The organism is Roseiarcus fermentans (assembly GCF_003315135.1).
In the GTDB taxonomy this organism is placed as follows: domain Bacteria; phylum Pseudomonadota; class Alphaproteobacteria; order Rhizobiales; family Beijerinckiaceae; genus Roseiarcus; species Roseiarcus fermentans.
Genome location: NZ_QNRK01000017.1, coordinates 37,244 through 52,722, shown reverse-complemented (window position 1 = coordinate 52,722; position 15,479 = coordinate 37,244). Strand labels below are relative to the sequence as shown.

Below are 15,479 nucleotides of genomic sequence, written 5' to 3'. Positions count from 1 at the left end.
GGCAATTTCTATCTCGGTTACAACTTCACCGGGACGACGGTCGGCGGCGGCGCGATCAAGAACGATTCCGGCGCGACCTTCGACTTCCAGTCGGCTTCCAGCGTGACGAGCAATACCGGAACGACCGGCTTCACCAACGCGGGCACGCTCGAGCAGACGGTCACCACGGGCACGACCGACATCGCGGTCGCGCTGACCAACACCGGCCTGGTGTCGGCGCAGACGGGGACGCTGAGGTTCGACGGCGGCGGCACATCCTCGGCGGCCGGCTCCTTCGCAGCGTCGAGCGGGGCCACGCTCGATTTCAACACCGGAACCTACACGATATCGGGCGGCGCGTTTACCGGCGCCGGCGAAATGCAGGTGTCCGGCGCCACGGTGACCATCAGCGCCGCCGCGACTTTCGGCGGGCTTCTCGAGGTCGATTGGGGCGCGCTCGCCCTCGGGGCCAACGCCGCGACCGCCGCCTCGTTCGCCCAGACGGGCGGGGCGATCACGGGCACGAATACGCTGACCGTTTCGGGCGCGGCGACGTTCTCCGGCTACAACTGGGTCGCGCAGACGGGAACGGGGACGACGGTCCTTGCGGGCGCGACGACGGACTCCTCCGGCTATTTCGCCCTCGACGGCGGACGGGTGCTGGAGAACAAGGGGACGTTCACCGCCAACGCAACGAGCGGCGGCTATTTCTCGATCGGCTACACGCCGTTCGGAACATCCGTCGGCGGCGGCACGATCAAGAACGATGCCGGCGCCACGTTCGACTTCCAGTCCGCGACCTCCGTTTCGGACAACTACGGCTCGGCCTCGTTCGTCAACGCGGGCACGCTCGAGCAGACGGTCACCACGGGCACGACCGACATCGGGGTCGCCTTCACCAATAGCGGCGCGGTGTCGGTGCAGGCGGGCACGCTCCGGTTCGACGGCGGCGGCACGTCCTCGGCAGCCGGCTCCTTCGCCGTTGCCAGCGGCGCCACGCTCGATTTCAACAGCGGAGCTTTCACGATCGCGGCGGGTCCGTTCAGCGGCGCCGGCGAGGTGCAGGTGTCCGGCGCCACGGTGACGATCGCCGCGACGCCGACCTTCGGCGGGCTTCTCGAGGTGGATTCGGGCACGCTCGCCCTCGGGGCCAACGCCGCGACCGCCGGCTCGTTCGCCCAGACGGGCGGGACGATCTCGGGCACAAACAAGCTGACCATCTCCGGCGCGGCGACGTTCTCCGGTTACAACTACGACGTGGAGACCGGAACAGGAACGACGCTGCTTCAGGGCGCGACGACGGTTTCGTCCGCCTACATCGCCCTCGACGGCGGGCGGGTGCTGGAGAACGCCGGCACGCTCACCGTCAACGCGGCCAGCGGCTACGGCAACTTCTACCTCGGCTACAATCCCAATGGGACGACGGTCGGCGGGGGGACGATCAAGAACGACGCCGGCGCCACTTTCAACTTTCAGTCCGCGTCATACGTCTACAGCAACACTGGGACGACCGCCTTCATCAACGCAGGCGCGCTCAAGCAGACGGTGATGACGGGGACGACCGACGTCGCGGTCGCCTTCACCAACACCGGCACGGTGTCGGTGCAGACGGGCACGCTGGAGTTCGACGGCGGCGGATCGTCGTCGGCCAGCGCCTTCACCGTGGCGAGCGGGGCGACCCTCGACTTCGGCGGCGGGACGTTTGCGATCTCGGGCGGGACAGTCAACGGCGCCGGGGCCTTGGGGGTGTCCGGCGGCACGCTCGCCCTCGGGGCCAATGCTGTGACCGCGCCGTCGCTCGCCCAGACGGGCGGGACGATTGCGGGGACGGGAACGCTGACGGTTACGGGCGCGGCGGCGTTCTCCGGCGGCAGCTACGACGCGGAGACCGGACCAGGGACGACGCTGCTTCAGGGCGCGACCACGGATACCGCTTACGACATCACGCTCGATGGCGGGCGGGTGCTGGAGAACGCGGGGACGTTCACCGTCAACGCCACCGGCGGATACGGGAACTTCAATCTCGGCTTCAACGCTTACACGACCTATGTCGGCGGCGGGACGATCCAGAACGACGCCGGCGCGACGTTCGCCTTCCAGTCGGCCTCCACCATATACGACTACCCCGTTGCGGGGAAGACGACCGCCTTCGTCAACAAGGGCGCGCTCACCCAGTCGGTCACCACGGGTGTGACCGACATCCAGGTCGCCTTCACCAACACCGGCACGGTGTCGGTGCAGACGGGAACGCTCGAGTTCGACGGCGGCGGCACATCGTCGGCGAGCGCCTTCACCGTGGCGAGCGGGGCCACGCTCGACTTCGGCGGCGGGACGTTCGCGATCTCGGGCGGGACCTTCAACGTCGCCGGGACGGTGGCGGTGTCCGGCGGCACGCTCGCCCTCGGAAATAATCTGGTGACCGCGCCGTCGTTCGCGGTGCAGGTGTCCGGCGGCACGCTCGCCCTCGGGGCCAACGCGGTGACCGCGCCGTCTTTCGCCCAGACGGGCGGGACGATTTCGGGGACGGGCACGCTGACGGTTTCGGGCGCAGCGTCGTTCACCGGGGGCAATTGGGATACCGAGACCGGCGCAGGGACGACCCTCCTTCAAGGCGCGACCACGGATTCTGCCGCCTACATCGCCCTCGACGGCGGGCGGGTGCTGGAGAACGCCGGCACGTTCACGGTGAACGCAGCCGGCGGCAACTTTTACCTCGGCTACAACCCCTATGGGACGCCGGCGGGCGGGGGCTCGATCAAGAACGACGCCGGCGCAACCTTCACCTTCCAGTCCGCGTCTACCATCGTCAACAACAGCGGGACGACCGGCTTCATCAACGCCGGCGCGCTCACCCAGTCGCTCACCACGGGCACAACCGACATCCAGGTCGCCTTCACCAACACCGGCGCGGTGTCGGTGAAGACGGGCACGTTGGAGTTCGACGGCGGCGGCACGTCCTCAGCGAGCGCCTTCACCGTCGCGAGTGGGGCGACCCTCGACTTCGGCGGCAGCGGCACGTTCGCGCTCTCGGCCGGCACGGTCAACGGCGCCGGGACTTTGGGCGTGTCCGGCGGCATGCTCGCCCTCGGGGCCAATGCAGTGACCGCGCCATCCCTCGCCCAGACGGGCGGGACCATTTCAGGCACGGGCAAGCTGACGGTTACGGGTGCGGCGACGTTCACCGGCAGCAATAACGACCAGGAGACCGGAACAGGAACGACTCTGCTTCAGGGCGCGACCACGGATTCTGCCGCCTACATCGCCCTCGATGGCGGGCGGGTGCTGGAGAACGCCGGCACGTTCACGGTGAACGCGGCCGGCGGATACGGCAACTTTTACCTCGGCTACAACCCTTATGGGACGCCGGTGGGCGGGGGCTCGATCAAGAACGACGCCGGCGCGACTTTCAACTTTCAGTCCGCGTCATACGTATACAACAACAGCGGGACGACCGCCTTCATCAATGCCGGAACGCTCACCCAGTCGGTCACCACGGGCACGACCGACATCCAGGTCGCCTTCACCAACACCGGCACGGTGTCGGTGCAGAAGGGGACGCTGCAATTCGACGGCGGCGGGACGTCGACCGGCGGCTTCGCCGTCGCGAGCGGGGCGACCCTCGACTTCAACACCGGAACCTTCACGCTCTCGGGCGGCTCGATCGGCGGCGCGGGGGCGGTCAAGGTCACCGGCGGCGCGCTCGCCATCGGGGCGAGCTTCACCGATTCCGCCGGCCTGAACCTCGCCACCAGCAACGGCGCCGCGCTGGCGCTGAACGGCAATATTCTGACGCTGGCCGGCGCGACGAACGCGATCTCCGGCAAGGTCACGGGGGCCGGAACCCTCAAGGTCACGGGCGCGGCCACGCTGACGGCCGTCACCGCCGGCGCGGCGGGCGCCGCGGTGACGATCGACGACGCCGGGTCGCTGACCCTCGCCGGCGCGGACACGGTCACCGGCGCGCTGAAGATCGAGGCGAGCGCGACCGCGACCATCAGCGGGACACTGAACGCCGCCGCCGCGGTCACGTTCGCCGGCGCCGGCGCGACCCTCAACCTCAGCGCTCCGGCGAGTTTCGCCAGCACGATCGGCGGCCTCGGCTTCGACGACACGATCTTTCTCAAGGGGATCACCGCCACCTCGGCGACCCTCAACGCCTCGAACCAGCTCGTGGTCGCGAACGGCGCGACCACCGTCGCCACCCTGAAGCTTTCCGGAGCCAACACGGGCCTCGCCTTCGTCACCCAGGCGGCGACCGGCGGGACGAACGTGATCGCGCTGCCCAAGGTCGCGACGGTCGCGCAATATCTCCAGGTTCCGACGCTGTTCGACCTGATCCCCGGCGGTTTCTCCATCAGCGACACGGCTGCGGCGATATCGGGCGGGCTCAACGCGCTCGGCGACGCCCACATCAATGCGATCACCGTCTCCGACAATGGAGCGGTCGGCGCGACGGTGGCGCAGATCGCCAGCGACGCGGCCGCGCTCGGCAAACTCGTGAACGCCAACGCGACGCCGTATCAGCTCGCGATCTCCGACACCGCGGCCAACGTGCAGGCCGGTCTGCCGACGCTGCAGGCGAATCTCGCCCACATCGCCTCGATCGCGGCGTCCGGCGGCCCGGTCGTCGTCCCGGTCGCGACGTTCGCGGCCGACAGGGGCGCGCTCGACACGATCGCGGGCGGCTTTGCGATCGGCGACACGGCGGCCAACCTGTCGGCCGCGCTCGACACGCTCGGCGACGCGAACATCGTCTCGATCACAGTCTCCGACAGCCTGCCCGTCGGCGTGACCATGGGCCAGCTCGCCTCCGACGCCGCGGCGATCGGCAAGCTCGCCAACGCCAGCGCGACGCCATCCATGCTCGCGGTTTCCGACACCGCGGCCAACGTGGCTTCGGGCCTCGCGACGCTGGAAGCCGACGTCGCGCACATCGCCTCGATCGCGGCCTCCGGGGGACCGCTCGTCGTCTCGGTCGCGACCTACGCGGCCGACAAGGCCGCGCTCGACAAGATCGCCGGCGGCTTCGCCGTCAGCGACACGGCGGCGAACCTCTCGGGCGCGTTCGACTCCCTCGTCGACGCGAACATCCTTGGGATCACGGTGTCCGACAACGGAGCGGTCGGCGCGACGGTCGGCCAGCTCACGAGCGACGCCACGGCGCTCGGCAAGCTCGCCAACGCCAGCGCGACGCCGTTCCAGCTCGCGATCTCCGACACGGCCGCGAACGTGCAGGCCGGGCTCGCGACGCTCGAAGCCGACGCGGCGAACATCGCCTCGATCGCGGCGTCCGGCGGCCCGGTGGTCGTCTCGGTCGCGACCTACGCGGCCGACAAGGCCGCGCTCGACAAGATCGCCGGCGGGTTCGCGATTCTCGACACGGCGGCGAACCTTTCCGCCGCCCTGGACACGCTGGGAGACGCCGGCATCGTCGCAATCACGGTCTCCGACAACGGAGCGATCGGCGTCACGGTCGGCCAGCTCACGAGCGACGCGGCGGCGATCGGAAAACTCGCCAACGCCGGCGCGACGCCGTTGCAACTCGCGATCTCCGACACGGCCGCGAACGTGCAGGCCGGGCTTGCGACGCTCGAGGCCGAGGTCGCCAACATCGCCTCGATCGCCGCGTCCGGCGGCCCCGTGGCCGTCTCCGCCGCAACCTACGCGGCCGACAAGGCCGCGCTCGACAAGATCGCCGGCGGGTTCGCGATTCTCGACACGGCGGCGAACCTCTCCGCCGCCCTCGACACGCTCGGCGACGCGGGCGTCCTGTCGATCACCGTGTCCGACAGCGCGCCGGTCGGTCTGACGGTCGGCCAGATCGCCAGCGACGCCGCGACGCTCGCCAAGCTCGCCAACGCCAGCGCCTCCCCCTGGCAACTGGCGATCGCCGACACCGCCGCGAACGTGCAGGCCGCCCTGCCGGCGCTGCTGCTGGCCAACGGCCACATCGCCTCGATCGCCACGACCGGGGGGACGGTCGCCGTCTCCGTCGCGACCTTCACGGCTGACAAGGCCTTGCTCGACAAGATCGTCAACGGCTTCGCCGTCAGCGACACGGCGGCGCACGTCCAGGCCAGCCTCGCCGCGCTCGGCGACGCCGACATCGCTTCGATCACGGCCACGGGAGGTCCGCTCGTCGTCTCCGGCGCGACCGTCTCGACCAACAAGGCCGTGCTCGACAAGATCGACGGCGGCTTCGCCGTCAAGGACACGGCGGCGAACATCTCCGCAAACCTCGCCGCGCTCGTCGACCCGGCCGTTACGACGATCACCGTCTCCGACAGCGCGGCGGTCAAGGCGACGGTGGCGCAGACGACCAGCGACGCGACGGCGATCGCCAAGCTCGTCAACGCCAACGCCACGCCCTACAAGCTCGCGATCGCCGACACGGCCGCCAACGTCGTGGCCGGCATCGCGTCCCTGCAGGCCGCGGTCGCCCACATCGGCGCGATCACGGCGACCGGGGCCGTCGTCGTCCCCGTGGCGACGTTCACGGCCGACAAGGCGGCGCTCGACAAGATCGTCGGCGGCTTCGCCGTCAAGGACACGGCGGCGAACATCTCCCCGAGCCTCGCCGCGCTCGGCGGCGACGCCAACGCCAAGACGATCACCGTCTCGGACAATCTGGCGGTCACGGTCACCGACGCCCAGATCACGAACGCGGCGGCTGCGCTCGCCAAGCTCGTCAACGCCAACGCGACGCCCTACACCCTCGCGGTGAAGGACACGCTCACCGCGATCGTCGGCGACCTGACCGCGCTCGACGCCAATACGCACGTCGTCTCGCTGACAGGGACGAGCGGCGCCGCGACCCTGAGCGCCGGCGCGATCGCCGCGCAGTCGCTCAGTCTGAGCGGGGCGACGACCGCGCTGACCCTCGCGGAGATCCTCGCCTATGGCGGGAGCTTCAGCGAGGCCGCGGGTTCGACCGTCAGCATCGCGGCCGGCGACACGCTGACCCTCACCGGAAAGACCACGATCAGCGGCGGCGTCAGCGGCGCGGGAACGCTGGCGCTCGCCGGCGGCGCGACGACGATCGGCGCCGGCGGCGGGCTTTCGGTCGCCAACCTCGCCGTCTCCGGGACCACGGTCACGCTCGGCGAAAGCCTGACCTATGCCGGCGCGTTCGCCGCGGGCGCGGGGACGACGCTGGCGCTCAACGGCGGCGCCCTGACGCTGACGGGCGCCGATTCGTTCACCGGCGCGGCGACGAGCGGGGCGAACGCGCTCAACGAAAAGGGGGTGGCCGCCGTCTCGGGCCTGACGATCGGCGCCACGACGACGTTCAACGACTCCGGCGTCGTCAACGAAAGCGTCGCTTCGGCGACGGTCGGCGACGCGGTGGCGACGCATGTCGCCAAGCTCGCGATTCTCGCGGGCGGCGTCTGGGACCTCCTCGACGGCAACGGGATCGCGCGCGGCGCGGCGACCGGGTCGACGATCGCCAATGCCGGCCTGCTCGAGAAGACCGGCGGAGCCAATGTCAGCGTGATCGCCCCGGCGCTGACCAACAGCGGCGTCAACACCGGCGGGGCCAGCGTCAACGGCGGCGTCTACGTCAACTCGGGAACGCTCGACATCCAGGGCGCGGTGACCGGCGGGACCGTGGCCGCCCCTGCGACCGACACCATCTCGGGCGGCGCGACGCTCGAGTTCGACTCGTCGGTCGGGGTCAGCACAGCGCTCCACGCCCAGAACGTGGTCTTCGCCGGGTCCGGCGCGCTCGATCTGACGAGCCCGCAGGGCTTCTGGGGCGAGATCTCGGGCTTCGCGGCGAACGACTCGGTCGCGCTCCTCGGCTCGTGGACGCTCTCGAGCTTCGCCGAAGTCGGCGGGGTGGGCGAGTTGACGCTCGCGCAAGGCGGGACCAAGCACAGGTTCGACTTCGCCGGGTCCTTCACCGCCGGCAGCTTCGCCGTCGCCTCGTCGACGACGGGGGCGGTGACGACCACGACCATCACCCATACGTGAGCGGGCGCGGGCGGCGCCGCCAGAGCGGCGCCGGCGGCGCGAGGCCGCGCGGCGTCCCGCGCAGGACGCCGATCCCGCGCCGAAGCGCAGCCAATTCAACCGGTTGATGGGCAGATTGCCGCACTCTGGTAATTCCCAAGCCGGCAGCGAACAGCGCCGTCATCGCGAGCGAAGCGAAGCGATCCAGGGCCGCTGGGCCGCTGTCGCGCCCTCTGGTCGTCCCGCCGCCCTTCGTTGCGAGCAGAAGACGGAGCGATTTTTTCCGCAGGAGGCAAGCGGCGGCATGGGTTGCTTCGTCGCTTCGCTCCTCGCAATGACGGGGTTGGGAGTTACGCACTCTGGCAACTCCCAAGCCGCCGTCATCGCGAGGAGCGAAGCGACGCGGCGATCCAGGGGGGCGCGGCCAAGATCTGCCGTATGCCCCGCTTCGCCGCGCTTCGACGTCGGCGCAGGCGGCCCCTGGATCGCCGCGTCGCCCTTCGGGCTCCTCGCGAGGACGGCGGGAAGCGTCATCGCCGCCGCCTCGGGGTCGTCGACCGCCCGTCATTCCCAAGGCGCCCCAAGGCTTGGGAGTTACGCACTCTGCGGTCAGCGGGGGCAATGATTTCAGAGGGGTACGCTGACGCTGGGGCGAGCCCGGTTGCACGGCGCGCTCCCTAACGGCGCCCGCGGGGGTCAGCCACGGCCCGGCGCCGTCGCCCGGACTCTGCCCAGAGTCCTCGCATCGATTCCAAATCTCCGATGGTGGGCGCACAAGGGCTCGAACCTTGGACCCGCTGATTAAGAGTCAGCTGCTCTACCAACTGAGCTATGCGCCCATCGAAGTCGCCGGCCCCTTCAGGATCGGCGAGGAGCCGGCATGTAGCAAAGGCGCGGCGGGCTGGCAAGCGAAAACCGGAACCGGTTTCGCGCGGATTCTCCAGAGCGCCGCGCCGTCGCCGACGCTTCAGTTCTTGTCCTTGTCGACCAGCTTGTTCTTGCCGATCCAGGGCATCATGGCGCGCAGCTTCGCGCCGACCTCCTCGATCGGATGGGCGTTCGCCTTGGCGCGCGTCGCCTTGAACGAGGTCTGGTTGACCTTGTTCTCGAGCATCCAGTCGCGGGTGAAGCGGCCCGACTGGATGTCCTCCAGCACCCGCTTCATCTCGGCCTTGGTCGCCGGGGTGACGATGCGCGGGCCGGTGACGTACTCGCCGTATTCGGCGGTGTTGGAGATCGAGTAGTTCATGTTGGCGATGCCGCCCTCGTAGATCAGGTCGACGATCAGCTTCACCTCGTGCAGGCACTCGAAATAGGCCATCTCCGGCGCGTAGCCGGCCTCGGTGAGGGTCTCGTAGCCGGCGCGGATCAGCTCGACGAGGCCGCCGCACAGCACCACCTGCTCGCCGAACAGGTCGGTTTCGCATTCCTCGCGGAAGGTCGTCTCGATCACGCCCGCGCGGCCGCCGCCGATGGCGGAGGCGTAGGAGAGGCCGAGGTCGTGGGCGTTGCCGCTCGCGTCCTTGTGGATGGCGATCAGGCAGGGAACGCCGCCGCCGCGCTTGTATTCCGAGCGCACCGTGTGTCCCGGCCCCTTCGGCGCGACCATCAGCACGTCGAGGTCGGCGCGCGGCTCGATCAGGTTGAAGTGGACGTTGAGGCCGTGAGCGAACATCAGCGCCGCGCCCTGCTTCATGTTGGGCGCGAGTTCGGCCTTGTAGATGTCCGACTGCAGCTCGTCCGGCGTCAGCATCATCACGACGTCCGCCCATTTGGCGGCCGAGGGCACGTCCATCACCGTAATCCCCTCGGCCTCCGCCTTCTTGGCCGAAGCGGAGCCCGGCCTGAGCGCGACCGCGATGTCCTTGACGCCGCTGTCGCGCAGGTTGAGCAGGTGCGCGTGGCCCTGGCTGCCGTAGCCGACGACGGCGACCTTCTTGCTCTTGATCAGGTTGAGGTCGGAATCCCTGTCGTAATAGACGCGCATCGCAGTTCCTTTTTCGGTATCGCCGCGTTCGAAGTGGTCGGCGTTTCTAGGCAATGGCGGGGGGGCGATCAAGCGCTCGCGGCCGGAGAATGCGGGAATCCGGTCGCAGGAGCCTTCGGCGGTCGCGCCGGCCGCGACGAATCGGACCGTCGAGCTTCGATCCGGATCAACAGCGGAAGCCTCGCTTCCCGAATCCGACGCCGCGAGCCCGCGGGAAACAGCCCCGGCGGCCGGCGCGGCCGTTCGCCGCGAGCCCGCGGGACGCGGCCGGCGGAGGGGAAGGCGATCGGGCCGGTCGCCCTTGCCTGCCGGGCTTCCAGGCGCCGACCGGCGGGCGCGCCGGTCGTGGCGACGCTGCCGATTCCGGCGTGGGCGCCGCCGCCGGCGGCGCCCATGGCGAAAGCGCGGCGCGGCCTGTATAGTCGAAGCCGCGGCGCGCGTGAGGCCGCGTCCACGACGTTGGGGGCCGCTCCGTGACTTTGCCTGCTCGTATCCGCTCGATCGTCGTTCTGGCCGTGATCGCGTTGTCGCTCTCGGGCTGCGGCTACAACGTCATTCCGACCAAGGAGGAGGCCGCCAAGGCGCAATGGGCGGAGGTGCAGAACCAGTACCAGCGCCGCGCCGACCTGGTGCCGAACCTGGTCGCCACCGTCCAGGGCTACGCCAAGCAGGAAAAGGACGTGCTGGTCGCCGTCACCGAGGCGCGCGCCAAGGCGACCGCCATCAACCTCACCGCCGACGACCTCACCGACCCGGAGAAGGTCAAGGCGATGCAACAGGCGCAGGCGCAGCTTTCCGGCGCCCTCGGCCGCCTGCTCGCCGTCAGCGAGAACTACCCGGACCTCAAGTCGAACCAGAACTTCCTCGCGCTGCAGTCGCAGCTCGAGGGGACCGAGAACCGCATCGCGGTCGCGCGCCGCGACTACATCGCCTCGGTGCAGGACTTCAACACCGAACTCCGGACCTTCCCGGGCGTGCTGTGGGCCAATACCGTGTTCCGCTCGGTTAAGCCGCTCGTTCCGTTCGCGGCGGAGGCGGACGCGCAGACGGCGCCGAAGGTCAAGTTCTAGCCGCGGGGGCGGCGTCGTGGCGCGGCTGATCCCGAGAGCGCTGCTCGCCGTGCTCGTCGCCGCGCTGTGGATCGGCGCGGCGCTGGCGGCGGCGAACTTTCCCCCGCTCTCCGGCCGGGTGGTCGATGCCGCCAACATCCTGTCGCCGATCACCGCCGCCGACCTCGAGCGCAAGCTCGCCGACCTCGAGCAGAAGTCCGGCATCCAGCTCGTCGTCGCCACCGTTCCCTCGCTCGACGGCGAGGAGATCGAGCCCTACGCCAATGCCCTCTTCCGCTTCTGGAAGCTGGGCGAAGCGAAAAAGAACAACGGCGCCCTGCTGCTGATTGCGCCGAAGGAGCGGCGGGTGCGGATCGAGGTCGGCTACGGCCTCGAGGGCACGCTGACCGACGCGATCTCGAGCCTGATCATCGCCAACGCCATCGCGCCCCGCTTCAAGGCCGGCGACTTCAACGGCGGCGTGACGCGCGGGGTGGACGACATCATCACCACCCTCACCACCGACTCGGCCGAATGGAAGCCGAAACCGAAGGACACGCGCACCGAGCAGGACGCGACGTTGTTCGACGCCATCGCGCCGTTCCTCATTGTCCTGTTCATCCTGTTCGTCCTGGTCCGCGTCCGGGGGCGCTCGGGGGGCAATGTCGTGTTCATCCCGATGGGCGGCGGCGGCTTCGGCGGCGGGGGCGGCTTCGGCGGGGGCGGCTTCGGCGGCGGCGGTTTCGGCGGCGGCGGCGGGTTCTCCGGCGGCGGCGGCTCGTCGGGCGGCGGCGGCGCCTCGGGGGGCTGGTGATGATCGATCCGGCCGGGACGGCGCGCATCGAGGCGGCGTTCGACGCGGCGCAGAAGCGAACCCGCGCGCCGCTGGCCGGCGTGCTGGCGGAAGCTTCGATCTCCCGCGACGCCGAGTTCCTCCTCGGCGCCTGCGCTCTCGCCCTCGCGACGCCGCTGCCGCTCCTCCTGTTCACCGAGATGTCGGCGCACCGGATCTACGTCGTCCAACTTCTGGTCGCCATCCTGGCCGCGACGCTCGGATCGCTCCCCTGGGTCCGCCGCGCGCTTGTTCCCGGACGCGCCGCCCGCTCGGCCGGACATCGCGCGGCGCTGGCCCAGTTCGCCCTGCGCGGCCTCGACCGGACGCAGTGCGGCGTGCTCGTCTACGTGTCGCTCGCCGAGCACTATATTCGAATCGTTCCCGCCGAAGCCGCCGCCGCCGTGATCCCGCAGGAGGCGTGGCAGGCCGTGGTCGACCGGGCGCTCGCGCCGCTCGCCGCGGGCGCGATCGAGACGGCGCTTTGCGGCCTCGCCGACGATTGCGCCGGCCTGCTCGCGCGGCCCTTCCCGGCCGAGGGCGCGGGAGACCCGCCGCTGCGCCATCGTTTCCACGTCGTGTGACGGCGTCTGGCGCGAGCGCCCCGGCCCGACCAGCAGTTTTCCCGCGCGCGCTGCGCCGCGCCGCCAGTCATGACGACACGCTCAACCGAACGACGTTACCGAGAATCAATCAACCGGCCGTGAGAATGCCGTATTCCCGGTCAGAATAGGAGGTTCCTGGCGAAATTTTGATTCTCCGATCCGATTCAAGACCTTTGCAATCGCTCTCTATTCAAATTCTTTTTTATGTTCCCAAGCCCCTATGCGCCGCTCTCCTTCAGGGCGCTGAACTTGTACCGTCACCAGGGAGAACGGGCAAATGAGGCTGTTGAGAACAAAATGGCTGACGCGGGAGCTGGAGACCTACCGAGGCCTCGTCAAGCATGGCGCCCCGGGGACCCATGAACGCCTGGTCGAACTCGCGCTGTCTCAAGGCGGCCCCAAAGAGGGCGTGCTCGATCTTGGCGCAGGGTCGGGCGAACTTCTGCAACGGCTGGGCGACGCCGGCTACACGGATCTGAACGCCGCCGACCTTCGAGACGCCAACTTCAAGTTGGCGGACGTTCCGTTTACACGGATCGATCTCAACCAGAATTTCTCCAAAATCTTCAAACGTAAATTCAAGCTGATCGTCATGAGCTCGGTCATCGAGCATCTCGATTCGCCGCGGCATGCGCTGATTGAAGCCCGGGCCCTGCTCGACGACGACGGACTGCTGTCGGTGATCAAGCCAAACGTCGGGTTCTGGGAGGGGCGGATCAAGTTTTTCCTGACTGGGGATCTTTGGGCCTTCGGCGAGTCGGAATACCGCGGCGTTCGCCACATTTCGCCGCTCACCAGCACGCAAATGCGCCTCATGCTTCAGGAGATAGGCTTCAAGATCGTCGCCTTCACCACGGCGGGCAGCTACGCGACGCCGTTGCGCTCGGCCTTGTCTTTCCCGCTCTGGGCGCCGATGGCGGCGCTGTTCGGGCGGCGCGTTCTTGGGGAAAATCTGGTGATCATTGCAAGGAAATCGGCGTCCGACCGGGTTTTGTCGTCGCCGGAAACCTCATGGGAGATATGACGGAGTTCCGCGCCGTGGCTGCGCGCGCCGGAACCTGGTCGAGATCGACGACGCGGTTGCGCCGGCCTGCCGGGCGCCGATGAAACGCGACAGGGCCGCCTTCAGCCTTCCATCAGCGTCGTCACATGGGCGGCGACCGAGCGCGACAGACCTTCGAGATCGTAGCCGCCCTCGAGCACCGAGACGACGCGTCCGCCGCAGCGCTTCTGAGCGATCTCCATCAGCTTGCGCGTGGCCCAGACATAGTCCGCCTCGACGAGATTGAGGTTGCCGAGCGGATCGCGGCGATGAGCGTCGAAGCCGGCGGAAATGATGACGAGGTCGGGCGCGAAATCGTCGATGCGCGGCAGAATCGCCACTTCCATCGCCTCGCGGAAGGTGTCGCCGCCGTCGCCGGCCCGCAACGGGGCGTTGACGATCTGATCGTGCTCGCCGCGCTCGCCGATCGCGCCGGTCCCGGGATAGTTCGGCATTTCGTGGGTCGAGGTGTACATCACGTTCGGGTCGCTCCAGAAGATGTGCTGGGTGCCGTTGCCGTGATGGACGTCGAAGTCCATGATCGCGACGCGCTCGGCGCCGTAGACGGCGCGGGCGTGCCGCGCCGCGACCGCCGCGTTGTTGAAGAAGCAGAAGCCCATCGGCGTCGCCATTTCGGCGTGATGCCCGGGGGGACGGGTCGCGACGAACGCGTTGCGGACTTTTCGGGTCATGACCTCGTCGACGGCGAAAATCGCGCCGCCCGCCGACCGGAGCGCCGCCTCGAAGGTGCCGGGATTCATCGAGGTGTCCTGATCGATGGCGACGTGCCCCTGCGCCGGCGTCGCCGAGCGGAGCGCCTCGATGTAGTCGACCGGATGGACGCGTGCGATCGCGGCGATTTCGGCGCGCGGCGCGACGTCGCGCGCCAGCATCTGGAACACTTCTCTCTCGAGCGCGCGGTCGACGGCGCGAATCCGGTCGGGACGCTCGGGATGCCCCTCGCCCATGTCGTGCGCAAGGCACGCGGGGTGGCTGATGAGCAGTGTGGTCACTCTGGTGTCCTACCTCGCCGAAGCGTTTCCCCTTCCGCCGCACTCTCGCGCCGATGGCGGGCAAAGTCCATAAAGTCCAACGGTTCGCAGCGGGAGAGGGTTCCGGCATGCACGTCAGACGCGAGCGCGCCGGCCTCGGCCCAGGAGGAGGTCGTCGCTTCGCTGACGACGCGGTCCCTCACATAGCCCCCGCGGTCCGGGGCCGCAATGCGCAAGTCGCGCGACCGGCGCCGTCCGTGCGTCCGCCCTTCGTCGCGTCGGACGCCGGCGCCGACCCGACGCCGACGCGCCCGATTGCGGCCGGGGGCCCGATCGGACTATAGCTTTGGAAAGCCTCGCCATCGGCGCCGGGAGCGCCCGGATGCAAGGCTGAAGATCGACCAGGACCGCAAGCGCGAGCCGATGGCCCGCCAGGGAAGCGCAGCCGAAAGACGTGACCGAGAAGCGCCCCGAAACCGTTCCGTTCTGGCGAGCCAAGTCGCTCGACGCCATGTCGACGGCCGAATGGGAAAGCCTGTGCGACGGCTGCGCGCGCTGCTGCCTCGTCAAGCTCGAGGACGAGGACACCGGCGAGATCCATTTCACCGATATCGGCTGCACGCTGCTCGACGCGAAGGCGTGCCGGTGCCGCGACTACCGCAATCGGAGCGGCCGGGTCCCGGACTGCGTGACGCTGACGCCGGAGGCCGTGCGGAAGCTGACGTGGCTGCCCGTCACCTGCGCCTACCGTCTCGTCGCCGAGGGCAAGGACCTGCCCGACTGGCATCCGCTGGTGTCCGGATCGTCCGACAGCGTCCACCAGGCTGGACTGTCGGTGCGCGGCCGGGTGTCGGTGGTCGAGGACGATCTCGCGCAGGAGCGATGGCCGGAGCGGATCGTGCTGTGGCCGAACCGGACGCCGAGAAGACGCCGCAAGCCGGCCGTCGCGTGACGGGGCGAACGGCGTTCAGCGCGCATTCAAGGTCGGCCGGCTAGTAAGTTTTCACCGGAGGCGCCATTCTCCCCCGGACTTCGGAGGT

General features: G+C 69.3%; 8 protein-coding genes and 1 tRNA gene. 6 read left to right on the top strand and 3 right to left on the bottom strand.

Annotated features, from left to right (window positions below; translation table 11 throughout):
- A partial coding sequence (locus tag DFR50_RS32125; RefSeq protein ID WP_170153237.1) for a beta strand repeat-containing protein occupies positions 1-7,953 on the top strand: 7,953 nt, incomplete at its 5' end.
- Between the two features lie 742 nt (positions 7,954-8,695).
- Here the strand turns inward: DFR50_RS32125 and DFR50_RS15910 are convergent.
- Both DFR50_RS15910 and ilvC read right to left on the bottom strand, forming a co-directional pair.
- Positions 8,696-8,771, bottom strand: a tRNA-Lys gene (locus DFR50_RS15910).
- A gap of 128 nt (positions 8,772-8,899) precedes the next feature.
- Positions 8,900-9,919, bottom strand: coding sequence for a ketol-acid reductoisomerase (gene ilvC / locus DFR50_RS15905; RefSeq protein ID WP_113890262.1), 1,020 nt, complete (start codon positions 9,917-9,919; stop codon positions 8,900-8,902).
- A gap of 473 nt (positions 9,920-10,392) precedes the next feature.
- Here ilvC and DFR50_RS15895 point away from each other — a divergent pair, with 473 nt between their 5' ends.
- The 4 genes from DFR50_RS15895 to DFR50_RS15880 all read left to right on the top strand — a co-directional run bounded on the left by DFR50_RS15895 (position 10,393) and on the right by DFR50_RS15880 (position 13,429).
- A complete protein-coding gene (locus DFR50_RS15895) occupies positions 10,393-10,989 on the top strand; it encodes a LemA family protein (protein ID WP_113890260.1) in 597 nt (198 codons plus the stop codon).
- Between the two features lie 16 nt (positions 10,990-11,005).
- On the top strand, positions 11,006-11,782 hold the full coding sequence (locus DFR50_RS15890; protein WP_210208924.1) for a TPM domain-containing protein: 777 nt from the start codon (positions 11,006-11,008) through the stop codon (positions 11,780-11,782).
- Positions 11,782-12,384, top strand: coding sequence for a hypothetical protein (locus tag DFR50_RS15885; RefSeq protein WP_113890259.1), 603 nt, complete (start codon positions 11,782-11,784; stop codon positions 12,382-12,384). Before DFR50_RS15890 ends, DFR50_RS15885 begins: the two co-directional genes overlap by 1 nt.
- Before the next feature lie 298 nt (positions 12,385-12,682).
- A complete protein-coding gene (locus tag DFR50_RS15880; protein WP_113890258.1) occupies positions 12,683-13,429 on the top strand; it encodes a class I SAM-dependent methyltransferase in 747 nt (248 codons plus the stop codon).
- Between the two features lie 101 nt (positions 13,430-13,530).
- Here the strand turns inward: DFR50_RS15880 and DFR50_RS15875 are convergent, their stop codons facing one another.
- Positions 13,531-14,460 carry a histone deacetylase family protein gene (locus DFR50_RS15875; RefSeq protein ID WP_113890257.1) on the bottom strand — a complete coding sequence of 310 codons (930 nt, stop codon included), beginning with the start codon at positions 14,458-14,460 and terminating at the stop codon, positions 13,531-13,533.
- Positions 14,461-14,893: 433 nt separating this feature from the next.
- Here DFR50_RS15875 and DFR50_RS15870 point away from each other — a divergent pair, with 433 nt between their 5' ends.
- Positions 14,894-15,391 carry a YcgN family cysteine cluster protein gene (locus tag DFR50_RS15870; protein WP_281016249.1) on the top strand — a complete coding sequence of 166 codons (498 nt, stop codon included), beginning with the start codon at positions 14,894-14,896 and terminating at the stop codon, positions 15,389-15,391.
- The last annotated feature ends 88 nt before the right edge of the window (positions 15,392-15,479 follow it).

Coding starts and splice junctions, on each gene's coding strand:
- ilvC (WP_113890262.1), bottom strand. CDS start 9,919: ATGCGCGTCTATTACGACAGGGATTCCGACCTCAACCTGATCAAGAGC.
- DFR50_RS15885 (WP_113890259.1), top strand. CDS start 11,782: ATGATCGATCCGGCCGGGACGGCGCGCATCGAGGCGGCGTTCGACGCG.
- DFR50_RS15880 (WP_113890258.1), top strand. CDS start 12,683: ATGAGGCTGTTGAGAACAAAATGGCTGACGCGGGAGCTGGAGACCTAC.